A 25,510-nucleotide genomic window follows, 5' to 3' on the forward strand; every position below is an offset into this window, starting at 1 on the left:
GGAGTCCCATCAGGCGGCGGCCTCCTTTCGCTCTCGTCGCTTCTTCTGGGGCTTGCTGGTGAGGTGGTGGGCTCCGCACAGCGGGCACTGGTAAGCGCGGCGCTCGCGGCGGTGGACGCGGCCGCGGTTGCGGTCGACGGTGGCGCCGACGAGCTCGCACTGCGCCTGGTGCTCCGTGAGCTTCCGCTTCCCGGAAGGGCAGGGCCGGCGCGCGCTGGCGCGCCTCTCGGGCGGCGTGAGGGCGTTGCGGGCCTCTGCCTCGCGCCGGCGCTGTTCGCGAGCTCTGCGGGCCGCCCCGGCGCCCTGCCAGCCGCTGTAGCGGCTCACGACTCGGCCCTCGTCTTGATCGTGAGGATGGTGGTGCCGGTGCCGGGGTAGTGCTGCACACCGTCGAGATAGCGGTTCCCGTCGGTGATGACCAGGAAGTCGTTGGCGATGACAGCGCTCTGGCTCTCGCCAGTGTCGAGGTCCTCGCAGGTGACGCGGGTGCCCTGGTCGTCGCTCATGACTCGGCTCCTGCCTGGTCGTCGACGATCTCGCCCTCGGCGACCGCGGCGCTGTCGTCGTGCACGTCGCGCTCGGGGTGCGACGAGACGAGCTCCGGCTGCGACGTCGGCGTCAGGTCGACGCGCACGGTGTCGTCGACGGCGAGCGCGACGGCGAGGTCGGTGCCCTTCGGCATGAACTTCGACAGCTGCCGGACGCATGTCTTTTTGGCCATGCCGTCGAACTCGGTCGCCCAGGGCCCGACGACCTTGCCCTCCTTGGTCTTCGCCATGGCGTACCGGTCGCGGTAGACCTCCATTTCGGCCCTGGTCATGTCGTAGAACGAGGTGCCGCCGTTGGCGAACCGGACCACCGCGTAGTAGGCGACGGGCTCGCCTCGAGGGCCGGCTGCCGGCCGGTGGACGAGCTTCTCGTCGACGCCGTACTCGCGGGCGAAGTAGTCCTTCTCGTGGACGGTGCGGGCGCTGATCGACTGGATCTGTCCGGACCGGTGGGCGAGCTCGACGAGGCCCTGGTAGCCGATGATGAGCTGCGCCTCCCAGGCGCCGCGGCGTTCGCGGGTGGAGCCGTCGTCGAGGGTCTCGATCCAGATGGCCTTCCGGTTCCAGAACGGGACGAGCCAGCCGTGGCCGAGGACGCCGATGCGCAGTCCGAGCTGGGCCATCGTCATCGCGCCGCCGAGCACGGAGGCGTGGGTGCACTTGTGCAGGTCGGGGTTCTTCGACAGGGCTGTGAGGACGTCGCGGACGATCTGCTTCGCCTCGACGCCGCGCGGGGCCGCTAGGGCGAACTGCTGCTCCATGCGGCGCACCTGCTCGGTGAGGGTGGGCGGCGCCGGCCGCTCGGACGGCAGGGCGACGTCGGCGCCCGGCTGCTCCTGCTGCTGCTGCTCGGTGGTCATGCGGCTTCTCCTTCGGTGGGGATCTCGTCGATGTCGATGGGGGCGTCGCGCAGCACGTACGGCGGCAGCGAGACGCGGTGCACGCGGGCCTCGTAGCCGGGCCACAAGCCGGACGTCATGCAGTCGAGGTAGAGCCGACGTGCGTCCCGGTTGCGCTGCGCCCCAACGGCTCTCGACTCGGCGTCGAGCTCGCACACGCTGACGAGGTACGGCGCGGTCTTCTCCTGGACGATGAACAGGAACGCGTGCGACTCGCCCGTGAGCCGGTCAGCGAGCTCGGGGTACCAGCGGTCCTGCATCACGTAGTTGAAGTCGTTCGCGGTCTTCCCGAACCGGTCCGGGTCGGCGGTGGTGCTCGTCTTGTAGTCGACGATGCAGGGCCGGCCGGAGCGCAACCTGGTCGTCCAGTCGAGCCGGCAGCGCAGCATGATGCTCGTCTCGGGGTCGCGGTCGAAGAGGGACCGCTCGGGCTCGCCGTCGCGCAGCAGCTTGGCCGCGATCGGGTGCTGGCGCAGCTGCTCGGCCATGGCGTCGATGCGGTCGACGACGTCGGGCTTGAGGACGGTGTAGCCGGCGGTCTTGTGTTCGGCGACCCACGCCTTCGCGTCGTTGCTGCGTATGCCGCCGTCCGACGACAGCAGCTCGGCCGGCACGGCGATCGTGGGCTCGCCGACGCCGAGGACCTTCGCGTGGGCGGCGCGGCCCTCGTCGAACGTGGACGTCGAGCGGGGATGCTGCCGCTCGTGCTGGAACCGGGCGGGGCAGTCGAGCAGGAGCTTCGCGCCGGAGTAGGACAGCGAAGTCTCGGGGACGGGGTCGGCGTGGTACCGGTCCTCAGGGAGGCCGGCGAAGATCCCGGGACGGGTGATCCGAACCCGGCGGCTTCCGTCCTGCACCTTCATGCTGCACCCGCCTGACGTCGCGCGGCCTCGGCCGCCTTGCGCGCCCGCCACTTCCGGCGCAGCACGCGGCGCTCCGACTCGGACGTGCCGCCCCACACGCCCTCCAGCTGCCTGTCGCTGTTGAGCGCGAAGAGCAGGCACTCGCGGATGACGGGGCAGCCGCTGAGGCAGATCGCTTTGCCGTGCCGGGCGGGCTGGCCCTTGCTGGGCAGCCATACGTCGTCGACGGGGCCCGTCTGCGCGCAGAGGCCGAGGACGCGCCAGTCGTGGGAGGGCTCGGAGTCGAGCTGCGGCCGCGGCGTGATGACACGGGGCTCGTGGAGGCGGATCACGACGCGGCCCTCCTGCCGGCGGCCGCCCAGGAGTCGAGCTCGTTCGCGGGCAGACCGAGCGTCTGCCGGTCCCGAAGCACCTGCCGCTTGCTGACGCCGGTCTGCTGCTCGATCTCGCCGTCGCTGAGGCCGCGGGTGTGCAGGCGTCGGACGACCTCCCGGCGGTCGGCGTCGCTCAGCTGCACCGCCTGGTCGCCGTCGATGCGGCGCCGTACGGCGGCCTCGTCGAACCCGCGCGGGGCGGCCCGCCGCAGCAGGTGGGCCGGCCTGGCTGACGGGTCGTCGATGGTCTCCTCGTCCCACGCGAGGGGCGGGGCGTAGCCGCGGCGGCGGGCGTCGTTGCGTCCGCGCTCGTGGATCGGGCAGTCGCCGCGGCGGACCATCGGCTTGTCGACCGGCACGGTCATGCTCAGCTCGTCGTAGACGGCGCGGACGCGGGCGGCCGTCTCGGGCGTGACGCGCTTGTAGAGGCCGGTCATGATGTGGCCCACGCGCGAGTCCGAGACGCCGAGCCGCTCGCCGATCTCCGGGCAGGTCCAGCCGAGGGCGTAGAGCGCCTGCAGGCGCCGCATCGTGCCGACCGGGGCGACCGGCTTCGGGACGAGCCCGAGGTACCGCCTCTTGCGGTAGTCGGTGGCTTTCGCGACTCCTCGAGCCCGCTTCTCGCGGTTCGCCTCGTCGTCGGCGCGCCAGGCGTCGATGTCCGCCGGGGTGGGCCACTCGGGGTAGCGAGCGGCCCGCGCCTTCTTCCACTTCGCCACGGTCTGACGGAGGACGCCGGTCTCGCGCTCTGCGGCACGTACGCCGCGCGCGTCGGCGATGTCGAGGGCGCGGCGCACGATGCCGAGGTCGGTGTGGATCCGGGTCACGGATTCGGCCTTTCGACGACGGTCAGGCGGCCGACCTCGACGGACTGGTTGACGTAGCCGTCGATGGTGAGGTTGGCGAGCACGCCGCCGCGCGCGGGCTGCCAGAAGTCCTTGACGGTCCAGCGGCGCTTGCCCTTGCCGACCTGCACGATGTCGCCCGCCCGGACGACGGACAGGTCGTCGGGCAGCTCGTACGCCTTCTCGGTGGGCACGAGGTCGATCGGCTCGTCGGGGCTCATGAGAGGACTCCTTCGACCTCGAGGCAGTCGATGCACATGCCCGGGCGACCCATGTCGATGCCGCAGCGGACGCACGTGCCGCCGGCCGCTGTCGTGGCTGCTACGGAGTAGCGGTCCTTGATGGGGACGTGACGCAGGGTGGTCTTGAGGTGGTAGTAGACGGCTGCGGGGACGCACCCGTAGTGGCGGGCGATCGCGGCTGCGCTCTCGCCGCGGTCGTGGCGGGCGAGGATGTCTCGGCGCTGCTCGTCCGTGAACCGGGGCCGGCCGCGGCCGTAGCCGCCGTTGGTGCCGGCGCTCATGACGCGGCTTCCTCTGCCATCCGTTCGCGCTCGTCGGCGCGGATCACCTGCTCCCAGCAAGGCGCGCAGCCGCCGATGCGGCCGCCCAGCGTGCGGCGGATGTCCCGATGGGTGCAGAAGTCGTTGACGACGCCGCGCAGAGGGTGTCCCTGCCAGTAGCGGCCTGTCTCCTTGCCGCTGCCGACCTGCGCGACACCGCCGGACTTGCGCGAGCGCACCTGCTTCGCGAGCTCGGTCGCCTGCCCGATCGTCAGCTCGTCATCCTCGACCATGTCCTGCGCCTCGGCCGGCAGCTCGAGGAGCAGCAGCCGGCCCCGGATGAGCGCCTGCGAGTACCCGGTCGACCGGGCGATCTCGGCCACGATGACGCCCTCGTCCTGCAGCGCCTTGAACGCGCGGGCCTGCTCGAGCGGCCGCAGTTCCTTGTGCATGGCGGCCGCGAGCATCGTTGTCGTGACGCGGCGAACGCTGGCGCCCGTCGTGACGAGGCACATAACCGTCGGGACGCCGGCGAGCCGGGCGGCCTCGAGGCGGCGGTGGCCGTCGGTGACGACGAGGCGTCCGCCCTGGTCGTTGACGATGATCGGCTGCAGCAGGCCGTTGGCGCGGATCGACGCGGCGAGCTCGGGTATGTCCTCGAGGGCCTCGCGGACGTTGCGGCGGTTCGCGACGAGCTGGTCGGTGGGGACGCTGCGCAGGGTGACGGTGCTCATCGGACCGCCCCTGTCAGCATCAGCAGCGACGCGATGACGGCCGCGACGACGGCGAACCCGGCGAGGCAGGTCAGGAACATGCGCCAGCTCACGGTCTGCCGCCTCTCAGGTGGCAGACGATCACGAGCGTCTCGTCGCGGCTGCGCCCGATGTGGACGTTGCAGCGGCCGCAGTGCCAGCACGCCGGCGCGAGCTGCCCGAGCCGGGCCCAGCACGGGGCGCAGGTCGGGATGGGCGGGTTGGGGCAGCCGCACCGCGAGCGGTTGACGACGAGGAGGTCGGCCGGAGCCCCGCACGGCTGGCCAGTCAGGAGCCACTCACACGGAGGTGCGGGCTGGAAGTCGAGGGCCTCGAGGACCTCGACGTCGCTGCGCGGCGGGGCGGTCGGCTGGGCGGTCATCGTCGGCCCCGGATGGCGGAGACGTGCGAGCGGTAGATGCCGCGGGCGTGGCCGAGGCCGCGGTGGTACTGGCCGGCGCGGAACGCGAACACGGCGACCAGGAGCCCGCCGACCGCGACGGGGAAACCCCACGCAAGCACGGCGAGGATGAAGAGCACTCCGGCGAGAATCATGCGAGGTGCACCTCGATCCCGAGCTTGGCGCTGAGACGGGCCCGGTAACGCTCGGCCTCGGCTTCGGCCTCGACCGCGAGCGCCTCGAGGTACTCGTCGAGCGTGAAGATGCCTCGTGCAATGAGCAGCTGCGCCAGGGCTGCCTGGCCGACCTGGGCGGAGTTGACGCCTACACGCAGGTGCTTCGGGTCGGTGGCCTTGATCGTGGGGTCCTGCATTTCCATCGCGACGCCGGACTGCATGGCGTGCATGGCCGCCAGGTAGCGGCGATTGGAGTCGTCGATCGTCGTCATGAGCCGACTCGCTCGTCGGTGCCGTCCCAGACGAACTCGGAGACCGGGCGGTGCATCCGGCATCCGACGCAGTAGGTGGCGCCGTAAAACTTCGGGTCACGCGCGTACGTCTCGGCGAGTCGCAGCCCCATCGTCGTCACGGCGCCACAGCCCTTGTCGTGGACGTAGGTGTGGCGGACGGGACGGACGAACTCCCCGGTGCCGTCGTCGACCAGATACGTCTTGGCCTGCTCGACGGGTTCGTCGTTGACGCCGTGGGTGAGGTTCGGGTCCTTGGGGTCTGACGTGAGGCTCACGAGGGTTCCTCCCGGTCGTGGTGGTCGTGGTGGTCGTGGTGCTGGGTGTGGTCGGGGCCTCGGTGGAGGCCGGCGACGGCATACGGGGCCCAGACGTCGTCGGGCTGCTCGTCGCGGTCGCGGGGCGGCAGGCGCAGCTCGTCGCTCATGCGGACTCCCGGAACGCGCGGGCGACGGCGAGGCCCAGGAGCCCGCCGACGTCGGCGGGGTAGCGCTGGACGGTGAGGGGGAAGCGAACGCCCTTGGGGCCGATCACTGCCGGCTGGCACGCGGAGCAGAGGTCCCAGGCGATCCAGTGGCAGGGCATCGTGCCGGCGCCGGGGCAGGCCTGGTCGTCGGTGCAGCCGCACACCCGGCAGCGCCGCTCGTCGAAGACGCCGCTGCTCATGACGGCCGCCACGGCTCGAGCTGCGCGTCGCGTCGCAGGTAGAGGGGGTGACGGGGGTGCCCGTCCTTCGTGGTGCCGAGCGCCTGGAGGCGGTCGAAGCCGGGAAAGGTGCGGACGTACGCGACGTGGCGCGGCTCGGCGTGCACGCCCCACGCCGCGATGAGGGGCAGGTCGTGGCTCTTTGCCCACGCGGCCTCGTCGGCGAGCCAGGCGTCGTTCTCAGGGCCGACGGGGTCGTCGACCGCCCACAACTCGCGGGGGTTCGTCGCCCGGTAGGCGTACAGGTTCACGACGTGCAGGCCGGCGAAGCCCCATGCCTTGGCGAAGCCGATGCACCTGCGGATGGTGGGGTCGTCGGTCGTCGCGTCAGCCGTGGAGGGGTTCAGCATGACGAACCGGACGAGCGGGCCGTTGTCCCACCGGCGGCCGAGCATGTAGCGGTAGTGGCCGTCCTCCGAGATCTCGGCGTAGTCGGTGAATCCGTTGCTCATCGTTCGACCTCCGCCCTGGACTGCCGGCGGTCGCGCCGCCGCGCCGAGATCCGCCGACGGAGGCGCCGGACGACGCGGTCGAGCCGGTCCCACTCGGGCTTGCGGTTGTTGTGGTGGTCGGTGCGGCTCATCGGTCCGACTCCTGGTCGGTAGCCCAGTCGCGAGACGCCGCAGCGCGGCACTCGTCGCACATGTGCTCCCAGTCGCCGGAGTCGCAGTGCTCGCCGTGGTCGAGGCCGATCGGTCGCTCGATCACCGTGTGCACCTCCTCGCGTTGCGTCGCATGCGGAGGAGGTCGAGCGCGATCGCGACCGTGATGCCGCCATACAGGCCGGCGGTGGTGAGGCCGCCGTAGACGGCGAGGCGGCGCGCGGTGAGTCGCGTCAGCACGGCGGTTCACTCGCGACGGCCTCGTCGGCGGGGAGCATGTCGTCGCCGAGCTCCCGGCCCGAGCGCCTCGGCGCGGCCTCGTCGCCGAGGACCCACTGGCGCAGCGTCTGCACGTGGCCGTCGAGGCCGACGACGACGGGGTCGCCCTCGGCGCGCGCCCAGGCCTCGTCGGGGTTGGCGCCGTCGGCGATGAGCTCGACGACGGTCAGGAGGCGGACGTTCGCGAGGGCGGTGATCTTCTCGCGGCCGCGCCGGCGGGCCTCGGCATGCACGTCCTCGCCCCACACATAAGCGACGATCCAAGGGGCGCGCCAGTCGTCCACGGGTGCCATGAGCGCGTGCCGACCGCCGTGGTCGGCAAGGCGGTTGCAGTGCGCGCAGCTCGACGTGCGGCTGCCGGGAAACGGGATGAGGAGGTCGCTCATGACGCGCTCCGGAGCGACCGGGCGAACCCGATCAGGTCGGCGTGCCCGGTGAGGCGGCGCAGCTGGGTCGTGACGGCGGGGCGCTCGTCCTCGGTGGCCTCGGCGAGCACGCGCATGAGGTGCGTGATGAGCGCCTCGACGGCGTCGGGGATCTCGTCGAGGAGGATGTTGTCGACGACGAGGGGCGACGTGCGACCGTCGAGCAGGACGCGGGTGCGCTCCTCGGTGGCGATGTCGACGACGGTGCTCATGACGAGGCCCTGCATCGTGTCGACGACGACGCGCTGCCCGGGCCTCATCGCCGGCCCCGGTTCGCCTTGCGCGACTGCCTCGCGACCTTGGATGCGGCGCGCCGGCGGGCCTTCACGTTGGCGGGCACGCCGTTGTAGAACACCTGGTCGCTGACGGTGACGGTGCGGCCGAGGAGGCCGAGCAGGCCAGGCGCGCGGCGCTCCATGAAGACGACTGGGACGCGCTTGCCGGACAGGGTCCGGCGGGTCGGGTGCTTGGGCATGGATACTGCTCCTTGAGTCATGAGGCCCGGTTTCTCGTGGAGGGGGAGCCGGGCCTCGTGCTGTGTCGTGCCGAGTGGGGGATGGCGCCGGGAGCCCGACAGGGGGAGGAGGCTCCCGGCGCCGACCGGAGAGGGAATCCGGTCTTGCTCAGGCCTGCCGAGGGGTCGAAGCTCGGCAGGCCCGGCGATCTAGGACGCGTCCGGGAATCGCTCCACCCAGTCGTCGAGGTCCGCGCGCAGGAACATCAGGGCTGCATTGGGTGCGGTGCCCTGGCGCTTCGCGCGCAAGGGCGGCGGGAAGGCCCGAGGGTCCGTGATCCGGGAGGCTTTCTTGAGGGTGTCCGGCGACTGGCTGGTGTAGGCGGCCGCGTCGGCGAGCTTCATCAGGACCGGCTGAGTGGTCACGCTGCGCTCACCGCCTCGGCCCGGGCCGCGAGCGTCTCGAGCGAGACGCCCAGCGCGTCGCAGATGCGGAGCAGCTCAGGGACGGTAAGGGGGGATCGCTCGGCGAGTCGACGAGACAGCGTGGCCGGGTTGATGTCCGAGGCGGCCGCTAGCCTCCCAGCCGTGAATCCCTTGCGGCCCATCTCTGCTCGCACTTCGGCGAGAAGGTTGGGAGCTGTCGGGGTGGGCATGCAATACAGCATGGACGTGCAGTACTGCATACGTCAAGCCCAGTCGCGTATTTTTCTTGCAGTACTGCACACTGGTGCGTATGGCTAGAGGGTCGAAGAGTCTGCCGGGCGATCGCGAGACGGCGATCATGCATGTCATCGAGGAGGAGCGGCGGGCCCGCGGCATCGGGCAGGCACAGCTGGCGGAGGCTGTTGGCGTGTCCCAGTCGCAGGTGTCCCGCATACTCGCGGGCAAGCGTCCGGCAACGCTGAACGAGCTGCTCGCGCTGTGCGAGGCCGTCGGGCTGCCGCTCAGCGAGACCGCACGTCGCGCCGGTGAGACCGGGTTCGTCTACGAGGTCTTGTCGGACCCGGCACTTAACCTGCGGGCAGTGGCCGACGAGACCGATCTCGACACCGAGTTGAGCGCCCAGGAAGAGAGCCCCTAGACGTGGATGAGCTCCTTGAGACCGCCCAGCGGCGCGGCCTCGTCGTCGAGCTGAAGGACGACCTCGGGGAGCGCAACGGCGAGTACGAAGACGGCGTCATCCGCATCAACACGCGACGCCTGGCCGCGACCCAGCGCATCACGCTGGCGCACGAGCTCGGGCACGCGTGGCACGGTCACACCGCCTGTAACCACGACGCACGCCGCGCCGCCCGGCAGGAGCGCGAGGCCGACGCCCACGCCGCGATGCTCCTTGTCGAGGAAGCGGCGTACCGACAGGCCGAGGCCACGTTCTCCGAGGCCGGCATCGGGGCCGTCGCGGCCGAGCTCGGTGTTCCGAACCGGTTCGTCGAACGGATGCGTGAGATCGAGGGAGGCGCCTTCGGGGGGTGGCCGCCGCTGTGCGAGGGCCAGCCTCCCGACGAGAAGCCGGTCGACGACGTCGTCGAGCAGTCGCGGCAGCTCGTGGCCGCGGTGACGGACGCCATGGTCGACGCGATCGCGTTCGAGGCCGAGTGGTTGAACGACCCGCGGGCGGGCGACGGCAGGAAGGCGCAGGCCATCATGGACCGGTTCGGCGTCAACGAGGCCCGGCACTACCAGCGCGTGGTCGCCGCTCTCAGGTCTCCGAGCGCCTGGGCCGCTCACCCGCAGGCGTGCGCGATCCTCAAGGCTCGGATGGAGACGCGATCTCGGGTGCGTCGCCGGACGGCGTGAGCCGGGCAGCCACCGCGGCCACCGCGGCCCGCGACAGGTCCTGCGACAGGTGCTGGTAGCCGCGGGTCGCCTCGATCGACGAGTGCCCCATGATCGCCATGCGCACCGCCTGGTCGACGCCCTCCTCGAGCAGCAGCGTCGCAGTCGTGTGACGCGCCTCGTGGAGGTGGTAGGGCCGCCCGGACGGGTGGGCGACGCCGGCCTCCTGCTGGATGGCGCGCCACATCGCCGTGTTGTCGGTGAAGCGGTGGGGGATCGGCTCTCCCTTGGCGTTGATGCTGGCCCACACCAGGCCCCACGGGTTCGGCGTCCACTCCTCGCGTGCCGCCAAGAGCTCTCCGTGCAGCCACGGGACGAGCGGGATCACACGCCGGGACTTCTTGCTCTTCGGCCGCAGCAGATGCGCCGCTCCGACGAGCTGCCGCGCCTCGTACTTCGGCGGGATCTCGAACCCCTTCGACCGGTCGCGCTTGTCCGCGTACGGGAGCAGCTGCAGCTGCCAGGACACGTCGAGGGTGCGCTTCTCGAAGTCGACGCAGTCCCAGGTGAGGCCGAGGATCTCGCCGCGGCGCATGCCGTTGAGCAGCGGCGCGAGCCAACGGGCGTAGTCGGGGCGGCTGCGCGCGACGGCCAGGAGGCGCCGGGCGTCGTCCGTGGGGATCGCGTCGCGGTCGTTGGCGGAAAGCGGCGGGTGCTTGACCTCGAAGACGTTGGCGGGGACGCGGTGGCCGTCGAGGACCGCGGCCTTGAGCATCCGGTGCAGGAGCACGGACGCGTGGTGGGCGGTCGTGGAGGAGCGGCCGGCACCGGTGACCGCCTTGTGCACGGCTCGGACGTCTCGGGGACTGAGGTCGGCGAGACGGGCGTGCCCGATGGCGGGGACGATCCACTTCGTCACGAGGGAGGCGTTCGTCGCGTAGACGCGGGGCTTGACCTCGTTGCGGTAGATCGGCAGCCACTCCTGCGCCCAAGCCTTGACGGTGGTCCTCGACGTGCCGGCCGCCGGGACGCCGTCGGAGTCGATCTGGCGCCGGCGTTCGAGGAGCCGCGCCTTGCACTCGGCCTCGGTGCGGCCGCTGACGGTGATTCGCCGGCGGCCTCCGGAGGGTGTGGAACCGGCTTCGATGCGTCCGATCCAGAGCCCGTCCTTGCGCTGGCTGACGGAGCCGGTGCCGTACTGCCGGCGCTTGGCCGGTCGTCTCGCTGCTGCCACGCCCCCAGTGTGCCCTTCTTTGTGCCCTTGCTCTACCCCGGCTGTGCCCTAGCAGTGGCCCCATTTCGTGCTCAGATCATGCGTGGCAGCCGCTTCTCACGGTAGCACTGTTCAATCTTCCAAACTGATTACGCGAGTTCGATTCTCGTCGCCCGCTCCGAAACCCCCTTGGCCCGTCGCGCCTTCGCTTCCTACCGTGGTGAGCATGTTCCGCCCCGACCTCCAGGACGCCCTCCGCGACCGCGACGCGGTGCTCCGGTCGTTCCTCGCTCCCGACGGTTCGCTCACGAGCATCCCGACGAAGATCCGCAAGCGGCTCGTCGTGCTCGACCTGCTCTCGCAGGAGTTCGAGCCGGGGGAGAAGTACGACGAGACGCAGGTCAACAACCGGCTGCGAGCCTTCCACCCTGATGTCGCAGCGCTGCGCCGCTACCTCGTCGAGGAAGGCTTCCTCGACCGCGCTGACGGGCTCTACTGGCGCTCCGGCGGCACCGTCGACTGAGCGGCCCGACGGGCTCAGCGGAAGCCGAGCGCCTCGCTGAGGTGGCTCTCGGCGCCGTCCGCCTCGAGGCCGGCCTCGACCGCCGCCGCGGTGCGTGCGGACGGCCAGCCGTGCACCCAGAAGAGCGCGAGCCCACCGGGCAGGGCGATGAGCAGCGGCAGCCACGAGTGCGGCGTGAACGCGAACGAGCAGGCGAAGGCCACGAGCACCGGCGCCTCGGCGAGCGCCGTGCGCAGCGTCGTCGTCGACGTGAAGTAGCGCAGGCTCGTCGACTCGGCGTTCTCACGCGGCAGCCCGAGCGGGAGGGCTGGGACGGCATACCCCGCGTAGCGGATGAGCGCGGCCGAGCCGACGAGCGCGAGGAGCGTGATGGCAACGGCCCACGGCGAGGGCAGGGGAGCCGACGGGTCGACGAGGACGCGCACCGCGCTGATCATCAGGGCACCCATGCCGACGGCCACAGAGACCATCTGGATCGGCCGCAGTGATGCGTTCGCGGAGGAGGCGAAGGGGCTGGGCGGGGTGCTCATGGCTCAGGAGCATAGGCGTCGCCGGGCCGCGGACGATCCGCGCATTTAGCCATCGGCCGTGTGCCCTATAGCATGGTGCGCTGGCCCGTCCGTTCACCGTCGACGACCACGTCGGCACCACCCCAATGGAGTACCCAGCAGTGAAGAGTGCGCTCGAGACCCTCAGCCCGACCCGGGTCAAGATGACCATCGAGGTCCCGTTCGAGGAGCTCAAGCCGAGCCTCGACGCGGCCATCAAGCACATCGGTGAGCACATCCAGGTGCCCGGCTTCCGCAAGGGCAAGGTCCCGGCCCGCATCATCGAGCAGCGCGTCGGCCGCGCGGCCGTCCTCGAGGAGGCCGTCAACAACGCCCTCCCGACGTTCTACGGCCAGGCGCTCGAGGAGAACGCCGTGCGTCCGCTCGGCCAGCCCGAGATCACCGACCTCAAGGTCCCCGCGTCCGACGGCGAGGACTTCACGTTCACGGCCGAGGTCGACAAGCGTCCCGAGATCGAGCTGCCCGACTTCTCCGGCATCGAGCTGACCGTCGACGAGGCCAAGGTCGAGGACGAGGCGGTCGAGCAGCGCCTCACCGACCTGCGCGCCCGCTTCGGCACGCTCAAGGGCGTCGACCGCGCCGTCCAGGACGGCGACTTCGTCTCCATCGACCTGTCCGCCGAGATCGACGGCGAGCAGATCGACTCCGTCACCGGCGTCTCGTACGAGGTCGGCAGCAAGAACATGCTCGAGGGCCTCGACGAGGCACTCATCGGCATGACGGCCGACGAGACCAAGAACTTCACCGCCCCGCTCGCCGGCGGCGACCAGGAGGGCCAGGACGCCGACTGCACCGTGACCGTCACCGCGGTCAAGGAGCGCGAGCTCCCCGAGCTCGACGACGAGTTCGCCCAGCTGGCTTCCGAGTTCGACACGCTCGACGAGCTCAAGGCCGACCTCACGGCCAAGGCCGAGGTCGACGCGAAGTTCGCCCAGGGCGTTGCCGCCCGCGACAAGCTTCTCGAGGCCATCCTCGAGAAGATCGAGGTCCCGATCCCCGAGGGCGTCGTCGAGGCGGAGGTGCACAGCCACCTCGAGGGCGAGGGTCGTCTCGAGGACGACGAGCACCGTGCCGAGGTCGACGAGAGCACCCGCAAGGGCCTCAAGACCCAGCTCGTCCTCGACGCCATCGCCGAGAAGGAAGAGGTCAAGGTCGAGCAGCAGGAGCTCATCGAGTTCCTCGTCATGAGCTCGCAGCAGTACGGCATGGACCCGAACCAGTTCGCGCAGTCGCTCGACCAGGACGGCCAGATCCCCGCGATGGTCGCCGAGGTCGCCCGCCGCAAGGCGCTCGCCACGGTCCTCGAGAAGGTCTCCGTCAAGGACACCGCCGGCAACGTCATCGACCTCAACGAGTCCGTCCCGGGCACCGAGGACTTCGAGGTCGAGGAGATCGACGAGGACGACAGCACCGAGGCGACCGCCGAGTCGACCGAGAAGGCCGACGCCTGAGCGTCCCCTGACCACGTATGCCGCTGGGCCGACTTCCGCACGGGAGCCGGCCCAGCGTCGTCCTCGGGTGCTCCCGAGGTCGTTGCGGATCCCGCGTCCGTGGGTACGTGGAGGCTGGTCGCCGGCGATCCGGGGCCACCAGACCCTGGACGAAGGAGCCGAGATGACCGCGTACGACGACTTGACCGACTCGAGCCCCGAGAGCCCCGCGGAGTCGCTCGCCGACCAGCCGGGCGGGGCCGCGCAGACCCCCGGCGAGATCGGCGGCAGTGACGACCAGGTCGACCCGTCGGGAGACCCGGGGGGTGACACCGACCTCGGCGGCACCGACCTCGCCGACACTCTGGGCGGCGCCGACGACGAGACCAGCGAGGGCCCCGGCGTCGACAGCTCGGACGCAGAGCGCGGCAACCTCGACGGCAGCACACCGGACGAGACGTCCCGGGAGCAGTCGCTCGACGACGCCGGTGACGCGGTGCGCGACCCGTCGGGCGCGAGCGCCGACGCCGTCGGCGGCGACGACCTGTCCTCCTACACCAACGCCGCCGACTCCGGGCAGGACAACGGCCTCAACGAGTAGGTCACACACCCCTCGAGACCCCGCACGACGGCATACGTCGGCGGGGTCCCGCGCGTCTGGTTGCGCGCCACCGGCTCAAGGTTGTGCGCTCACGGCGAACAGAGTGCGGTTCGGGAAATCTGGCCCGGGGCTCGGGCGTTAGGGTCAGTGACGAGCCAGCCGGCGCCGCACCCCGTGGCGAGAGGCTGGACCACTTCGACGATGGAGACTTGGGTGACTTCGGAGACCTCCGCCAACGGCAACGGCATGCCGGGTGGTCTGGACGACCACATCTACAACCGCCTGCTGAAGGAACGCATCATCTTCCTCGGGTCCGACGTGCGCGACGACAACGCGAACGCCATTGCCGCGCAGCTGCTGCTGCTCTCGGCCGAGGACCCCGAGAAGGACATCTGGCTCTACATCAACAGCCCCGGTGGGTCGATCTCGGCCGGCATGGCCATCTTCGACACGATGAACTGGATCCCCAACGACGTCGCCACCGTCGCCATGGGCATGGCCGCCTCCATGGGCCAGTTCCTGCTCTCGGCCGGCACGAAGGGCAAGCGCTACGCGACGCCGCACGCGCGCGTCATGATGCACCAGCCCTCCGGCGGTATCGGCGGCACCGCGACCGACATCAAGATCCAGGCCGAGCAGATGCTCTACGTGAAGAAGCAGATGGCCCAACTCATCGCCGAGCACACCGGCCAGAGCGTCGACCAGATCGAGAAGGACTCCGACCGCGACCGCTGGTTCAGCGCGGAGGAGGCCAAGGACTACGGCTTCGTCGACCACGTCTTCAGCCGGTCCGACCAGGCCGTCGAGGGCAAGGGCGTCGGCCAGGCCGACGCCAAGGGCGAGAACTGACCGCGGCCTGAACAGGACTTGGAGACCACACGCATGAACATCGAACCCACCAACCGCCTCGCGGTCGCCGCCCCGTCGAGCCGCTACATCCTGCCGCAGTTCGAGGAGCGCACCTCCTACGGCATGAAGCGGTCCGACCCCTACAACAAGCTCTTCGAGGACCGCATCATCTTCCTCGGGGTGCAGGTCGACGACGCGTCGGCCGACGACATCATCGCCCAGCTGCTCGTGCTGGAGTCGCTCGACCCCGACCGTGACATTCTCATGTACATCAACAGCCCGGGTGGCTCGTTCACCGCCATGACGGCGATCTACGACACGATGCAGTTCGTCCGGCCCGACATCCAGACGTTCGTCATCGGCCAGGCCGCGTCGGCCGCGGCAGTGCTCCTCGGCGCGGGTGCTCCGGGCAAGCGCTTCGCCCTGCCGAACTCCCGCATCCTCATCCACCAGCCGGCGCTCTCGGGCGGCGACTACGGCCAGGCCTCCGACATCGAGATCCAGGCCAACGAGGTGCTGCGCATGCGTACCTGGCTCGAGGACACCCTCGCGAGCCACACCGGTCGCACGTCGGACCAGGTCCGCAACGACATCGAGCGCGACAAGATCCTCTCCGCCGAGGACGCCAAGGAGTACGGCCTCATCGACGAGGTGCTCGCCTCGCGCAAGGCCTCCCTCGAGGTCTGACCCTCAGAGTCGAAAGAGCAGTTCGTTCCCCTTCCGCGCTCCCGGGCGCGGGTGCAGGGCGGGACGGGCTGCTCTTTCGGTTCCCGGCGGCACACCTGCTTGGATGGGAACCACGTGACGTCGAGCATGGAGGTCGTGGCATGGCGAGTGCGGAGTTCGAGCAGGCGGTCGAGACGGTCAAGGGACTGACCGCCGACCCGGGAAACGACGTGAAGCTGAAGCTCTACGGCCTGCTCAAGCAGGCGACCGAGGGTGACGTCAGCGGCTCGCGGCCGGGGTTCACCAACCCGGTCGGGCGCGCGAAGTACGACGCCTGGGCCACGCTGTCCGGCACCGCGCCCGAGGCCGCCGAGCAGCAGTACGTCACGATCGTGCGGGACCTCACCGCAGGCTGAGCGCCGCCTCCGCCAGGGGTGCAGGGTTCCTTCCCGCGTGTGGCGTGCGCCCCGCACCACTGATGCCGGCGCGCACTCCTGTGGGCAACGGCCACTGATGGCGGTGCGGCCGCCGCACACTTCGCCACACGAGCGGATCGGGCGTCGGGGCAGCCGGATTCGGCTGGAACGCCGTTCAAGTGACACCGGCGTCGTTTGTCCGCCATCAGCGGACAAACGGCGTTGCGCGAGCGGGGGTGGCCCCCTCCGTCGTCTAATAGGAGTCGGCCCCTAGGTTGGGGTCGGCCGGGTGCACCCCAGCGTTCGGCGCCGACGAACCAGGAGCGAATCGGTGGCACGCATCGGAGAAGGCGGAGACCTCCTCAAGTGCTCTTTCTGCGGAAAGAGCCAGAAGCAGGTCAAGAAGCTCATCGCCGGCCCCGGGGTCTACATCTGCGACGAGTGCATCGACCTCTGCAACGAGATCATCGAGGAGGAGCTCGCCGAGAGCAGCGAGCTGGGCCTCGACCACCTGCCGAAGCCACGCGAGATCTTCGACTTCCTCGAGAACTACGTCATCGGCCAGGACGTCGCCAAGAAGTCGCTCGCCGTCGCCGTCTACAACCACTACAAGCGCATCCAGGCCGGTGAGGGCGTCAAGCGCGACGACGACCACGTCGACATCGCGAAGTCCAACATCCTGCTCATCGGGCCCACCGGCTCCGGCAAGACCTACCTCGCACAGACGCTCGCGAAGATGCTCAACGTCCCGTTCGCCATTGCCGACGCGACCGCCCTGACCGAGGCCGGCTACGTCGGCGAGGACGTCGAGAACATCCTCCTCAAGCTCATCCAGGCAGCCGACTACGACGTCAAGAAGGCCGAGACGGGCATCATCTACATCGACGAGGTCGACAAGATCGCCCGCAAGAGCGAGAACCCCTCGATCACCCGTGACGTCTCCGGTGAGGGCGTGCAGCAGGCGCTGCTCAAGATCCTCGAGGGCACGACGGCCTCGGTGCCCCCGCAGGGCGGACGCAAGCACCCGCACCAGGAGTTCATCCAGATAGACACGACCAACGTGCTCTTCATCGTCGGTGGCGCCTTCGCCGGTCTCGAGAAGATCATCGAGTCGCGTGCCGGCCGCAAGGGCCTCGGCTTCGGCCAGCCGCTGCACAGCCCCAAGGACCTCGTCGACAGCTTCTCCGACGTCATGCCCGAGGACCTCCTGAAGTTCGGGCTCATCCCCGAGTTCATCGGCCGCCTGCCCGTCCTGACGACCCTCGCGCCGCTCGACCAGCAGGCGCTCGTCAACATCCTCACGGTGCCGCGCAACGCGCTCGTGAAGCAGTACCAGAAGATGTTCGAGATCGACGGCGTCGACCTGGAGTTCACCGAAGACGCCATCGCCGCCGTGGCAGACCAGGCGCTGCTCCGCGGCACCGGCGCCCGTGGGCTGCGCGCGATCATGGAGGAGGTCCTCCTCCCGGTCATGTTCGACGTGCCGAGCGACGACGGGATCGCCCGCGTCGTGGTGACCCGCGAGGTCGTCCTCGACAACGTCAACCCGACGATCGTGCGCCGCGAGGCCGAGCCGCGGGCCAAGCGCCAACGCAAGGAGTCCGCCTGACCCACGAGGTCGCCTCGCGTCCCGTCCGCGTGAACGGAGGCTGACCCGTGCCCGCTCCGTTCCGGCTGGTCGCGGGGGACCACGCACCCGTGCAGCAGACGCAGACGACGTGTGGCTCCGCGTCGCTGACGGTCGCCCGCATGCTCGTGAACCCGGCGTTCGCCGCGTGGATCCGTGACGGCATACGCAAGGATGCTCGTGACGGCGACGCGCCCGACGCCGGCACCGAGGCACAGCGCTTCGCCGCGTACGAGCAGGTGGTCGCCGCGCGCACCAACGCCCTCTTCGGCGCGGGGCGACGCCTCCAGCTGCCATGGCCCAGAGCGCTCGGCACCCCGCCGTGGGGCGCCCTGAACGAGCTCGAGCTCGGCGCGTCCGACCCTGACGCCGACTACGACCTGAGCTGGTTCCGTCACCGCGGTCGCGGGGGGCTGGCGCACACGTATGCCGACCTGCGCGCTCGGGTGCGCACCGGCGCCCCCGCGCTGCTCTACGTCGGCAACGCGTGGACCCCGCGGCACGTCGTGCTCGTCATGCCTCCGACCGGTGGCCAGGAGCTCGACGTCTACGAGCCCTCGAGCGGGCGGGTCGTCGACCTGCCGCAGCACGCCTTCGTCGAGCGCCGCCTCCAGATCGGCGGCTGGGACCACCCCTGGGCTGCCGTGTGGCCGGTCCGCGCGACGTAGCGCTCCCGCCCGACCGACCCCGCCCCTGGCACCGTCGGGAGGCCAGTTGGTGTTGCCTGACGCACGTCGAAAGGCCACTGTCCGTGACGAACAATGGCCTTTCGACTACACCGAGGCGACAAACATCGGCCTCTCGACGGTGGGGGGTCAGCCCATGTGGGCGGGGGCTGCGCCGTCGCTCGCGAGCTCCCGGTGGCGCACGTTGAGCGCGACGAGGGTGATGATGCCGCCGACCGCGATCATGATCGCCGCGACGACGTACGCGCGGCTCGCGCCGTAGGTGAACGCCTCGTCGGCGATCATCTTCTGCGCCGCCGCGAGCTGCTCCTGCGTCGGCGCGGGGCCGCTCTGCGGCATCTTCGCGGTGAGCTCGGCGACCTTGTCGTTGAGGTTGTTGACGAAGATCGTGCTCAGGGTCGCGAGGCCGATGGTGCCGCCGACCTGCTGCATCGTGTTGAGCACCGCGGAGGCCACGGACGAGTCCTCGTGGGCCACGCCGTGCACCGCCGTCAACGTGAGCGGCACGAAGATGAGGCCGAGGCCGAAGGCGAGGACGACGATCCAGGGGAGGAGGTTCGCGGCATACGTGCTCTCGGGCGTCAGGTGCGTGAACCCCCACATGCCGACCGTGGCGAAGGCGGCACCGGCGCCGGAGATCCAGCGCGGGTCGACGCGCGAGATGAGGAACGATGCCGCTTGGGCGGCCACGACGATGCCGACCGAGAACGGCAGGAACGCGAGGCCCGACTTGAGCGGCGAGTAGCCGAGGATGTTCTGGATGTAGATGCCGAGGAAGTAGAACATCGCGAACATGCCCGCGCCGACGACGAGCATGACGAAGTACGACGTGCCGCGGGTGCGGTCGCCCGGGATGCGCATCGGCAGGAGCGGGTGCGCGACGCGGGTCTCGATGACGACGAATGCGACGAGCAGCGCCGCGCCGACGGCCAGGTAGGTGACCGTGGTGGCGTCGCCCCACGAGGTGCTGGCCGCGTGCGTCAGGCCGTAGACGAGCGCCGAGAGACCGGCGATGGACGTGATGGCGCCGGGGACGTCGAGGGAGCCGTGGCCGTCCTCGGACTCGCTGAGGATCCGCTGCCCGAAGAAGGCGACCAGGGCGCCGATCGGCAGGTTGATGAAGAAGTTCCAGCGCCAGTCGACCTCGCTGAGGGCGCCGCCGAGGATGAGGCCGATCGCGGCGCCGGCGCCCGACATGGCGGCGAACACGCCCATGGCGCGGTTGCGCTCCTTGCCGGCCGGGAAGGTCGTCGTGATGAGGGCAAGGGCGTTCGGGGCGGCGAGCGCGCCGCCGAGGCCTTGGACGGCGCGGGCGCCGAGCATCATGGCCTCGTTCTGCGCGACGCCCGCGACGAGGGAGGCGAGCGTGAAGAGCACGACGCCCCAGACGAACATGCGGCGTCGTCCGTAGAGGTCACCGAGTCGGCCGCCGAGCAGGAGCACGCCACCGAAGGCGAGCGTGTAGATCGTGACGACCCACTGGAGGTTCGCCTGGCTGAAGGCCAGGTCGGTCGCGATGTGGGGGAGTGCGATGTTCACGATGGTGCCGTCGAGCACGATCATGAGCTGGGCAGCGCAGATGACGAACAGCGCGAGGCCGAGCCGCCTGGGCGGGGTGTCGTTCGAGGTGAAGTCGCCCGTGGGCTCCTGCACCTGCTCGACGGTGGTCGAAGACATGGGGTGATTCCTCTCGAGAGCACGCGTCAAGGGCGTGCGGAACGGGTGCGCGATGGGCGCGTGCGTGATCGCGGCGCGGCGGCGTCGGCGGGCGCGATCGCAGGCCCGGTGAGGGCTGCTGGTGGTGCGGTGAGGCTGGTGGTGCGGTGAGGCTGGTGGTGCGGTGAGGCTGGCGGGTGCGGCGTTCTGGTGGTTCTGGTGCGGGTGGTCGTGTCAGCGCGGGGAGGCTGCGACGGGCGTGGCCGTGACGGTGGCGGCGCAGGCCGGGAGGACGACGGTGTCGATGAACTCGGCGATGCGTTCGGGACCCGGCCGCCTGCCCGAGAGCAGCGCCTCGTGGATCGAGAGGGACGGCAGGATCATCAGCAAGGTGTCGAGGTCGGCGTCGGCGCCCACCTCACCTCGCTGCTGGGCGTTCTCGAAGATGGTGCGGGTGGCCGCGATCTTCGGGGCCAGGAACCGCTCGTGGATGCCGCAGGCCAGTTCCGGCTCGCGGTGGATGACGGGGAGCAGGGCGCTCCACGTGCCGATGACGACCTCGTCGTCGAGGCCCCCGTCGGCGCAGGCCTGCGCGAGCAGGTCGCCGCGCAGCGAACCGGTGTCGGGGTCCTGCTCGGCAGGACAGTCGATGAACAGGCCCACGGCGTCGATGACGAGGTCGCGCTTGTGCGGCCAGCGTCGGTAGAGCGTCGCCTTCGATGCCCTCGCTGCCGTGGCCACGGCGTCGAAGGTGAGCCGGTCGTAGCCGAGGTCGCGCAGCACGTCGATCGCCGACTCGAGGATCTCCACCTCGCGGTCGCCGGCGACACGGGGGCGGCTGGCGGGCTGCGAGGCCTCGGTGCCCACGGTGGTGCTCATCCCGCCCTCGCTTTCTCCTCGGATGAAACGAAACTGTTTCGTTCTATCCGAAGAGTAAGGCGCAGATCCGGAAACTGCAAGAACGGCCCGGGCCGGTCGCTGCTGACCGGCCGCTACCGGCCGCTACCGAGCGGTCGGGCCTCGGACGCCGGCGTCATTCGCGCTCGATCGGGGGGTTCGTGCGCACCAGCCAGACACCGACCGACACACCGAGCAGGCCGACGACGTATGCCGTCGGCGAGAGCGGGATCGAGCGCCCGGCGAGCAGCCCCGCGAGCACCGCGACGGGCACCGCTGCGAGGAAGGCCGCGGCCGTGTGCCGCACCCACCGTCGTGCCGTGCGGCCCGTGAACGAGCCTGCCGGCGGGGACGACGCGGACAGTGCCGTGGCCGCGTGCCCGATGACGCACCCTGCCGCGGCCGGCAGCGACCACCACGAGAAGCTGCCGGCGGCGGTCAGGGTGAACCAGCCGTAGAGGAGCAGCCCCCAGTAGAAGAGCGGGGCGGCCGAGCCTGCCCAGACCATCGTCATCAGCGGCAGCAGCACGAGGGACCACCAGACCACGTCGAACCCGCCGGCAGCCAGCGACAGGCTCGCCAGGTAGACGAGGACGCCGCCCATCGCCGCCGCGGTCGCGCCAAGCTGGCTGAGCGACCACTCGGGCCCGGCGCCGAAGTGGATCGTGCGCCGGACGGGGTGCACCTCTCGGTGGTCGGAGTCGCCGGGCCGGGGGAGCACCGTCACCGCCTCGCCATGCGGGGCGCGGACGCGCGGCGCGCGATGTCGCGCAGCACGTTGTCGAGCGACCCGGGGCCGTGCCACGGCACGACCGGCACGCCGCGCAGCCGGAGGTTGTGCACATCGGCCTGCCGGCCGAGCAGCCGCATGCGCCAGGCGAGGGCCAGGTGGACGCTCTTGGGGTCGTGGACGAGATGGTCGGGGAAGGTGTCGACGACGACGACCGTCATGCCCCGCGCCGCGAGCGTGTGGGCGAGGGTCACCATGGTCGGCTCGATGAGCGGGGACAGCACGAGGCACAGCGCCATCGGGTCGACACCACGGATCGCGCGCTCCCCGGTGTCGCGACGCTCGGTGGCGGGCGCGATCGCCGCCAGGGTGTCGAGGACGCGCCGCAGGTGGTTGGTGCCCGAGCCCACCCCCAGGGTGGGCACCTCCGCGGCCCCGACGGTCCGCAGCGTCAACCGGTCGTTGCTGCGCAGGAAGTGCTCGCTGATGGCGCCTGCTGCCCGGACGGTGACGTCGAGGCTGGTCGGCCGCCCGTCGATGCCCTCGCGCGGACCGAGGTCGCTGAAGCAGTCGACCAGCAGGAAGACGTGGGCGTCCTCGTCGGTGAAGGTCGAGGTGACGTGCAGCGTGCCGGTGCGCATCGAGACGGGCCAGTGGATGCGCCGCAGCCGGTCGCCCGGGTGGAACTGGCGGATCGTGTTGAACTCGGAGCCCGAGCCGGGCCGGTTGGAGCGGTTGAGGCCGACGATCCCGCGGGGGTGTGGAGTCGGCGTGCTCGCGTTGAACGAGGCCGGCACCGGCAACGTGGCCGAGTCGAGGTCGGGCAGGTCGACGGGCCCCACCCGGAAGGCGCCCCACGTGCTGACGAGCGCGATGCTGACGGTCCCGATGCGGCGGCGCCCCCACCGAGTGGACCGGAGACCGATGGTCGCGGCCCCGTCGTCGAGCTCGGCGATGCCGCTCGACGGCTTGCGGTAGACCCACGGGACGCGTGCCACCGTGACGACGCCGTGGACGTCCGGCAGCGCCGGAGTCGTGTGCACGTACAGGCCGGTCGCGGACCCCTCGCGCAGCGTCGCGTCGCCCAGCCGCGCAGTGCCGGTGACCTCGGTCCGGGGCCGGGTCGTGTGCCCCCAGACGGCGGCCACGACCAGAGGGGTGACGATCACCAGCAGGTCGGGACGGCGACCCAGCACGGCCGCCAGCGCTCCCGCAGCCGCGAGGAGGATCGCCCGCTGGTGGGCAGCGGTCGACTCCCACACGCCCAGGTGGCGTGAGGCGGTGCGATGGGGGTGCCAGGGGGCCACGGGTCGGTCAGCCGACCGAGGGCCGGGGGACGGCGGCCTCCCGTGCCGACGGGGTCGCCACGGTGCGCAGGAGGCTCTCGACGACGGCCGCGCCGGACGCGTTGCTCATCCAGAGCTCCGGCCTGACGGTGATGCGGTGGGCCAGCACGGGCACCGCGACTGCCTTGACGTCCTCGGGCGTGACGTAGTCGCGACCGTCGACGACGGCATACGCCCGGGAGCAGAGCAGCAGGCCGAGTGCGCCGCGGGGGGAGGCGCCCATCAGCACGTCCCCGTGGCTGCGCGTGGCCGCGGCGAGGGCGACGCAGTAGCGGCCCACCGACTCGTCGACGACCGTGGCCTCGATCGCGGCCTGCATCTGCAGCAGCGTCTCCGCGTCGACCACGGCCTGGAGCAGCTGCTCCTCCTGCTGGCGCGCCATGCGGTTCGCGAGGATCTGCCACTCCTCGTCGAGCGAGGGATAGCCGAACGAGATGCGCATGAGGAACCGGTCGAGCTGGGCCTCCGGCAGCGGGTAGGTGCCCTCGTACTCGACGGGGTTGGCGGTCGCGAGCACGTGGAAGGGCCGGGGCAGCTGGAAGGTGCGACCCTCGACGGTGACCTGCTTCTCCTGCATCGCCTCGAGGAGCGCCGCCTGCGTCTTCGGCGGCGTGCGGTTGATCTCGTCGGCGAGCAGCAGGCCGGTGAAGAGCGGCCCGGCCCGGAACTCGAAGTCGCCCGCCCGCTGGTCGTAGATGAACGATCCCGTGATGTCGCCGGGCAGCAGGTCGGGCGTGAACTGGGCCCGCTTGAACTCGAGCCCGAGCGTCTGGGCGAAGCTTCGGGCGGCCAGGGTCTTGCCGAGGCCCGGGAAGTCCTCCATGAGGACGTGGCCGCCGGCGAGGATGCCGGAGAGCACGAGCCGCAGCGCCTCCTCCTTGCCCACGACGGCACGGCCGACCTCGTCGAGGACGGCACGGCTGCGCTCGCTGACGCGGGAGATCGGCATCTCGGTCATGGTCACCACTGCTCGATTCGTCGGAGGATGGGGTCGAGTCGCTGGGGGCGGTAGAGGTCGGGCGGCGGCAGCCCGACGAGCAGGTCCCAGAGGTCGGGCGGGGTGACGCCCTGGGCCCACTTGGGCTCCTCCTCGGCGATGATGCCGTGCTTGGCGAACAGCCGTTCCCGGATGAGCCCCTGCAGCTGCAGGTGCAGGTCGTGGACCAACGACTCGCGACCCTCGGCCCTCGCGTCGGCGGCCTCGAGCCGTCCGGCGAGGTTCGCCACCCGGAAGTCGTTGCCGCGGCCCTGGCTGCCGAGCTCGCTGTCGACGAGCGGCCAGACGGTGAGGTGCTGCGGCGCCGTGTGGTCGAGGACGTGCCAGACGACGAGTGCGACGGCGAGCAGGATCGCGAGCAGGCCCGGCACGTCGGGCCGCAGGCCCAGGGCGGCCGTCAGCAGGGAGATGCCGGCCCACACGGCCACGAGCCCGACGAGTCGTCGCCTCCAGGGCCGGAGGGCGACACGCATCGCATCGAGGCGCGACGGCAGGACGCTCATCGCGCCTCCGGGCCCGAACGGCCGGCCGGGGGCGCGGACGAGCGCACACCGACCTGCCCACCCACCCGCGCACCGGCCTGCCCACCCACCCGCGCACCGGCCTGCGCACCGGCCTCGGCGGCGTGTGCGCGCGCCTGCTCGTCGGCCACGCGCTCGAGGTCGGCGATGAGCACGCGCAGGTCACCGATCGCCCGCGCTCGGTGCTCCTCACCCAGCGAGTGCATCGAGAAGCGCGCCTCGCGGTAGAGCGCTGCGAGGTCGGCGAGGCGCTCGCGGTCGACCGCCCACACGGTGATGACCCGCGCGGTGTACTCGGTCGACGTCTCGGCCGGCAGCCGGGGCAGCCCCGTCGCCGCAGCCGATCCCTCGAGGTCGAGCCAGGCGGCGACGATGGCGTTGCGCGGCTCGCCCGACTCCAGGTCGCGCAAACGCTCGCGTGCCGCCTCGAGAAGCTCGGCCGGCACGAGCGGGACCGTGAAGGTCGGTTCCTCGTGGACGGTCAGGTGCGGCCTGCGTGCGAGCGCCACGAGCAGCCGCACCAGCGCGAGCAGCAGCACCAGCACGGTGCCGACGAGCAGGATCTGCACGAACGCGACAAGGATCGGCGAGGGCTCGAAGGGCGCCGGGGTCGGGGTGATCGTCAGCGAGGGCACGGTGTCGGTGACGACCGACGTCGGGGCCGTCGGGACCGGAGGGATCGTCGGCAGGGGTGCCGAGGGCCGCACGAGCAGCGGCACCGGCGTGCCGGTGGACGCGACGACCAGCGCGGCCATGACGACCGCACCAGCGGCGATGGTGAGCTGGACCCCCCGCCTCGACATGCGCGAAACCCTATTCCAGCGTGGCCTCTCAGACCCGGTTCGGGCGTGGATCGTTGCCGTCCCGAGAGGTCGGGACGGCAACGACGC

At 71.0% G+C, this 25,510-nt stretch carries 43 protein-coding genes; 10 read left to right on the forward strand and 33 right to left on the reverse strand.

The window, feature by feature from the left end; genetic code table 11:
- Window positions 1–9: 9 nt before the first annotated feature.
- The 24 genes from ACFQ2V_RS14190 to ACFQ2V_RS14305 form a co-directional block, all read right to left on the reverse strand.
- Window positions 10–327, reverse strand: a complete 318-nt coding sequence (locus tag ACFQ2V_RS14190; protein WP_386053495.1) for a hypothetical protein — start codon at window positions 325–327, stop codon at window positions 10–12.
- Window positions 324–506 carry a hypothetical protein gene (locus tag ACFQ2V_RS14195; protein ID WP_386053496.1) on the reverse strand — a complete coding sequence of 61 codons (183 nt, stop codon included), beginning with the start codon at window positions 504–506 and terminating at the stop codon, window positions 324–326. Before ACFQ2V_RS14195 ends, ACFQ2V_RS14190 begins: the two co-directional genes overlap by 4 nt.
- Window positions 503–1,408 carry a recombinase RecT gene (locus tag ACFQ2V_RS14200; RefSeq protein ID WP_386053497.1) on the reverse strand — a complete coding sequence of 302 codons (906 nt, stop codon included), beginning with the start codon at window positions 1,406–1,408 and terminating at the stop codon, window positions 503–505. Before ACFQ2V_RS14200 ends, ACFQ2V_RS14195 begins: the two co-directional genes overlap by 4 nt.
- Window positions 1,405–2,310, reverse strand: coding sequence for a PD-(D/E)XK nuclease-like domain-containing protein (locus tag ACFQ2V_RS14205; protein ID WP_386053498.1), 906 nt, complete (start codon window positions 2,308–2,310; stop codon window positions 1,405–1,407). The genes ACFQ2V_RS14200 and ACFQ2V_RS14205 overlap by 4 nt, the downstream gene beginning before the upstream one ends.
- A complete protein-coding gene (locus ACFQ2V_RS14210) occupies window positions 2,307–2,642 on the reverse strand; it encodes a WhiB family transcriptional regulator (protein WP_386053499.1) in 336 nt (111 codons plus the stop codon). The genes ACFQ2V_RS14205 and ACFQ2V_RS14210 overlap by 4 nt, the downstream gene beginning before the upstream one ends.
- Window positions 2,639–3,511, reverse strand: coding sequence for a hypothetical protein (locus ACFQ2V_RS14215; protein ID WP_386053500.1), 873 nt, complete (start codon window positions 3,509–3,511; stop codon window positions 2,639–2,641). Before ACFQ2V_RS14215 ends, ACFQ2V_RS14210 begins: the two co-directional genes overlap by 4 nt.
- Complete coding sequence (locus ACFQ2V_RS14220; protein WP_386053501.1) at window positions 3,508–3,750, reverse strand: hypothetical protein; 243 nt, start codon at window positions 3,748–3,750, stop codon at window positions 3,508–3,510. The genes ACFQ2V_RS14215 and ACFQ2V_RS14220 overlap by 4 nt, the downstream gene beginning before the upstream one ends.
- On the reverse strand, window positions 3,747–4,052 hold the full coding sequence (locus tag ACFQ2V_RS14225) for a helix-turn-helix domain-containing protein (RefSeq protein ID WP_386053502.1): 306 nt from the start codon (window positions 4,050–4,052) through the stop codon (window positions 3,747–3,749). Before ACFQ2V_RS14225 ends, ACFQ2V_RS14220 begins: the two co-directional genes overlap by 4 nt.
- Window positions 4,049–4,765, reverse strand: coding sequence for a ParB/RepB/Spo0J family partition protein (locus ACFQ2V_RS14230; RefSeq protein ID WP_386053503.1), 717 nt, complete (start codon window positions 4,763–4,765; stop codon window positions 4,049–4,051). Before ACFQ2V_RS14230 ends, ACFQ2V_RS14225 begins: the two co-directional genes overlap by 4 nt.
- An 88-nt stretch (window positions 4,766–4,853) precedes the next feature.
- Entirely contained in the window at window positions 4,854–5,165 is a 312-nt protein-coding gene (locus ACFQ2V_RS14235; RefSeq protein ID WP_386053504.1) for a hypothetical protein, read from the reverse strand.
- Window positions 5,162–5,338, reverse strand: a complete 177-nt coding sequence (locus ACFQ2V_RS14240) for a hypothetical protein (RefSeq protein WP_386053505.1) — start codon at window positions 5,336–5,338, stop codon at window positions 5,162–5,164. The genes ACFQ2V_RS14235 and ACFQ2V_RS14240 overlap by 4 nt, the downstream gene beginning before the upstream one ends.
- A complete protein-coding gene (locus tag ACFQ2V_RS14245) occupies window positions 5,335–5,631 on the reverse strand; it encodes a hypothetical protein (protein WP_386053506.1) in 297 nt (98 codons plus the stop codon). The genes ACFQ2V_RS14240 and ACFQ2V_RS14245 overlap by 4 nt, the downstream gene beginning before the upstream one ends.
- The gene (locus tag ACFQ2V_RS14250; RefSeq protein WP_386053507.1) at window positions 5,628–5,927 is read right to left on the reverse strand and encodes a hypothetical protein; all 300 of its coding nucleotides are present in this window, start codon (window positions 5,925–5,927) and stop codon (window positions 5,628–5,630) included. The genes ACFQ2V_RS14245 and ACFQ2V_RS14250 overlap by 4 nt, the downstream gene beginning before the upstream one ends.
- Window positions 5,924–6,076 (reverse strand): hypothetical protein, encoded by a 153-nt coding sequence (locus tag ACFQ2V_RS14255; RefSeq protein WP_386053508.1) that lies wholly within the window; start codon window positions 6,074–6,076, stop codon window positions 5,924–5,926. Before ACFQ2V_RS14255 ends, ACFQ2V_RS14250 begins: the two co-directional genes overlap by 4 nt.
- Window positions 6,073–6,315 (reverse strand): hypothetical protein, encoded by a 243-nt coding sequence (locus tag ACFQ2V_RS14260; protein ID WP_386053509.1) that lies wholly within the window; start codon window positions 6,313–6,315, stop codon window positions 6,073–6,075. The genes ACFQ2V_RS14255 and ACFQ2V_RS14260 overlap by 4 nt, the downstream gene beginning before the upstream one ends.
- Entirely contained in the window at window positions 6,312–6,806 is a 495-nt protein-coding gene (locus tag ACFQ2V_RS14265) for a DUF1643 domain-containing protein (RefSeq protein ID WP_386053510.1), read from the reverse strand. Before ACFQ2V_RS14265 ends, ACFQ2V_RS14260 begins: the two co-directional genes overlap by 4 nt.
- Window positions 6,803–6,937 carry a hypothetical protein gene (locus tag ACFQ2V_RS14270; protein ID WP_386053511.1) on the reverse strand — a complete coding sequence of 45 codons (135 nt, stop codon included), beginning with the start codon at window positions 6,935–6,937 and terminating at the stop codon, window positions 6,803–6,805. The genes ACFQ2V_RS14265 and ACFQ2V_RS14270 overlap by 4 nt, the downstream gene beginning before the upstream one ends.
- Window positions 6,934–7,062, reverse strand: a complete 129-nt coding sequence (locus tag ACFQ2V_RS14275; protein WP_386053512.1) for a hypothetical protein — start codon at window positions 7,060–7,062, stop codon at window positions 6,934–6,936. Before ACFQ2V_RS14275 ends, ACFQ2V_RS14270 begins: the two co-directional genes overlap by 4 nt.
- Window positions 7,059–7,196, reverse strand: coding sequence for a hypothetical protein (locus ACFQ2V_RS14280; RefSeq protein ID WP_386053513.1), 138 nt, complete (start codon window positions 7,194–7,196; stop codon window positions 7,059–7,061). Before ACFQ2V_RS14280 ends, ACFQ2V_RS14275 begins: the two co-directional genes overlap by 4 nt.
- Window positions 7,190–7,621, reverse strand: a complete 432-nt coding sequence (locus tag ACFQ2V_RS14285; protein ID WP_386053514.1) for a hypothetical protein — start codon at window positions 7,619–7,621, stop codon at window positions 7,190–7,192. The genes ACFQ2V_RS14280 and ACFQ2V_RS14285 overlap by 7 nt, the downstream gene beginning before the upstream one ends.
- On the reverse strand, window positions 7,618–7,920 hold the full coding sequence (locus ACFQ2V_RS14290) for a hypothetical protein (RefSeq protein WP_386053515.1): 303 nt from the start codon (window positions 7,918–7,920) through the stop codon (window positions 7,618–7,620). Before ACFQ2V_RS14290 ends, ACFQ2V_RS14285 begins: the two co-directional genes overlap by 4 nt.
- Window positions 7,917–8,135: a hypothetical protein gene (locus ACFQ2V_RS14295; RefSeq protein WP_386053516.1), complete on the reverse strand. Its 219-nt coding sequence runs from the start codon at window positions 8,133–8,135 to the stop codon at window positions 7,917–7,919. Before ACFQ2V_RS14295 ends, ACFQ2V_RS14290 begins: the two co-directional genes overlap by 4 nt.
- 189 nt (window positions 8,136–8,324) lie before the next feature.
- Window positions 8,325–8,540 (reverse strand): hypothetical protein, encoded by a 216-nt coding sequence (locus ACFQ2V_RS14300; RefSeq protein ID WP_386053517.1) that lies wholly within the window; start codon window positions 8,538–8,540, stop codon window positions 8,325–8,327.
- A complete protein-coding gene (locus ACFQ2V_RS14305; protein ID WP_386053518.1) occupies window positions 8,537–8,770 on the reverse strand; it encodes a helix-turn-helix domain-containing protein in 234 nt (77 codons plus the stop codon). Before ACFQ2V_RS14305 ends, ACFQ2V_RS14300 begins: the two co-directional genes overlap by 4 nt.
- A gap of 80 nt (window positions 8,771–8,850) precedes the next feature.
- Here ACFQ2V_RS14305 and ACFQ2V_RS14310 point away from each other — a divergent pair, with 80 nt between their 5' ends.
- Both ACFQ2V_RS14310 and ACFQ2V_RS14315 read left to right on the forward strand, forming a co-directional pair.
- Entirely contained in the window at window positions 8,851–9,198 is a 348-nt protein-coding gene (locus ACFQ2V_RS14310; protein WP_386053519.1) for a helix-turn-helix domain-containing protein, read from the forward strand.
- Between the two features lie 2 nt (window positions 9,199–9,200).
- Entirely contained in the window at window positions 9,201–9,914 is a 714-nt protein-coding gene (locus ACFQ2V_RS14315) for an ImmA/IrrE family metallo-endopeptidase (RefSeq protein WP_386053520.1), read from the forward strand.
- Here the strand turns inward: ACFQ2V_RS14315 and ACFQ2V_RS14320 are convergent.
- Window positions 9,865–11,127: a tyrosine-type recombinase/integrase gene (locus ACFQ2V_RS14320; RefSeq protein WP_386053521.1), complete on the reverse strand. Its 1,263-nt coding sequence runs from the start codon at window positions 11,125–11,127 to the stop codon at window positions 9,865–9,867. The genes ACFQ2V_RS14315 and ACFQ2V_RS14320 overlap by 50 nt on opposite strands.
- Before the next feature lie 205 nt (window positions 11,128–11,332).
- Between ACFQ2V_RS14320 and ACFQ2V_RS14325 the strand changes: the two genes are divergently transcribed.
- Window positions 11,333–11,629, forward strand: a complete 297-nt coding sequence (locus tag ACFQ2V_RS14325) for a DUF2087 domain-containing protein (RefSeq protein ID WP_386053522.1) — start codon at window positions 11,333–11,335, stop codon at window positions 11,627–11,629.
- Between the two features lie 14 nt (window positions 11,630–11,643).
- Here ACFQ2V_RS14325 and ACFQ2V_RS14330 read toward each other — a convergent pair whose 3' ends face one another.
- Entirely contained in the window at window positions 11,644–12,159 is a 516-nt protein-coding gene (locus ACFQ2V_RS14330) for a hypothetical protein (RefSeq protein WP_386053523.1), read from the reverse strand.
- Window positions 12,160–12,299: 140 nt separating this feature from the next.
- Between ACFQ2V_RS14330 and tig the strand changes: the two genes are divergently transcribed.
- From tig to ACFQ2V_RS14365, 7 genes are all read left to right on the forward strand, one after another.
- The gene (tig, locus tag ACFQ2V_RS14335; protein WP_386053524.1) at window positions 12,300–13,649 is read left to right on the forward strand and encodes a trigger factor; all 1,350 of its coding nucleotides are present in this window, start codon (window positions 12,300–12,302) and stop codon (window positions 13,647–13,649) included.
- A gap of 163 nt (window positions 13,650–13,812) precedes the next feature.
- Entirely contained in the window at window positions 13,813–14,229 is a 417-nt protein-coding gene (locus tag ACFQ2V_RS14340) for a hypothetical protein (protein ID WP_386053525.1), read from the forward strand.
- 201 nt (window positions 14,230–14,430) lie between these two features.
- Entirely contained in the window at window positions 14,431–15,078 is a 648-nt protein-coding gene (locus ACFQ2V_RS14345; RefSeq protein ID WP_386053526.1) for an ATP-dependent Clp protease proteolytic subunit, read from the forward strand.
- Between the two features lie 33 nt (window positions 15,079–15,111).
- Entirely contained in the window at window positions 15,112–15,765 is a 654-nt protein-coding gene (locus ACFQ2V_RS14350; protein ID WP_386053527.1) for an ATP-dependent Clp protease proteolytic subunit, read from the forward strand.
- 140 nt (window positions 15,766–15,905) lie between these two features.
- Complete coding sequence (locus tag ACFQ2V_RS14355; protein ID WP_386053528.1) at window positions 15,906–16,160, forward strand: acyl-CoA-binding protein; 255 nt, start codon at window positions 15,906–15,908, stop codon at window positions 16,158–16,160.
- Between the two features lie 331 nt (window positions 16,161–16,491).
- The gene (gene clpX, locus ACFQ2V_RS14360) at window positions 16,492–17,769 is read left to right on the forward strand and encodes an ATP-dependent Clp protease ATP-binding subunit ClpX (protein ID WP_386053529.1); all 1,278 of its coding nucleotides are present in this window, start codon (window positions 16,492–16,494) and stop codon (window positions 17,767–17,769) included.
- Between the two features lie 47 nt (window positions 17,770–17,816).
- A complete protein-coding gene (locus ACFQ2V_RS14365; RefSeq protein WP_386053530.1) occupies window positions 17,817–18,455 on the forward strand; it encodes a hypothetical protein in 639 nt (212 codons plus the stop codon).
- A gap of 147 nt (window positions 18,456–18,602) precedes the next feature.
- Here ACFQ2V_RS14365 and ACFQ2V_RS14370 read toward each other — a convergent pair whose 3' ends face one another.
- The 7 genes from ACFQ2V_RS14370 to ACFQ2V_RS14400 all read right to left on the reverse strand — a co-directional run bounded on the left by ACFQ2V_RS14370 (window position 18,603) and on the right by ACFQ2V_RS14400 (window position 25,423).
- Window positions 18,603–20,150: a DHA2 family efflux MFS transporter permease subunit gene (locus ACFQ2V_RS14370; protein ID WP_386053531.1), complete on the reverse strand. Its 1,548-nt coding sequence runs from the start codon at window positions 20,148–20,150 to the stop codon at window positions 18,603–18,605.
- 213 nt (window positions 20,151–20,363) lie between these two features.
- On the reverse strand, window positions 20,364–21,008 hold the full coding sequence (locus ACFQ2V_RS14375; protein WP_386053532.1) for a TetR/AcrR family transcriptional regulator: 645 nt from the start codon (window positions 21,006–21,008) through the stop codon (window positions 20,364–20,366).
- 154 nt (window positions 21,009–21,162) lie between these two features.
- Window positions 21,163–21,753: a hypothetical protein gene (locus tag ACFQ2V_RS14380; RefSeq protein WP_386053533.1), complete on the reverse strand. Its 591-nt coding sequence runs from the start codon at window positions 21,751–21,753 to the stop codon at window positions 21,163–21,165.
- Window positions 21,750–23,063, reverse strand: a complete 1,314-nt coding sequence (locus tag ACFQ2V_RS14385) for a DUF58 domain-containing protein (protein ID WP_386053534.1) — start codon at window positions 23,061–23,063, stop codon at window positions 21,750–21,752. Before ACFQ2V_RS14385 ends, ACFQ2V_RS14380 begins: the two co-directional genes overlap by 4 nt.
- Window positions 23,064–23,070: 7 nt before the next feature.
- Window positions 23,071–24,060, reverse strand: coding sequence for an AAA family ATPase (locus tag ACFQ2V_RS14390; RefSeq protein WP_386053535.1), 990 nt, complete (start codon window positions 24,058–24,060; stop codon window positions 23,071–23,073).
- Window positions 24,061–24,062: 2 nt separating this feature from the next.
- Window positions 24,063–24,602: a hypothetical protein gene (locus tag ACFQ2V_RS14395; RefSeq protein ID WP_386053536.1), complete on the reverse strand. Its 540-nt coding sequence runs from the start codon at window positions 24,600–24,602 to the stop codon at window positions 24,063–24,065.
- Window positions 24,599–25,423: a DUF4129 domain-containing protein gene (locus ACFQ2V_RS14400; protein WP_386053537.1), complete on the reverse strand. Its 825-nt coding sequence runs from the start codon at window positions 25,421–25,423 to the stop codon at window positions 24,599–24,601. The genes ACFQ2V_RS14395 and ACFQ2V_RS14400 overlap by 4 nt, the downstream gene beginning before the upstream one ends.
- Window positions 25,424–25,510 lie beyond the last annotated feature (87 nt).

It is taken from the genome of Terrabacter terrigena (assembly GCF_042676085.1).
Taxonomy (GTDB): domain Bacteria; phylum Actinomycetota; class Actinomycetes; order Actinomycetales; family Dermatophilaceae; genus Terrabacter; species Terrabacter terrigena.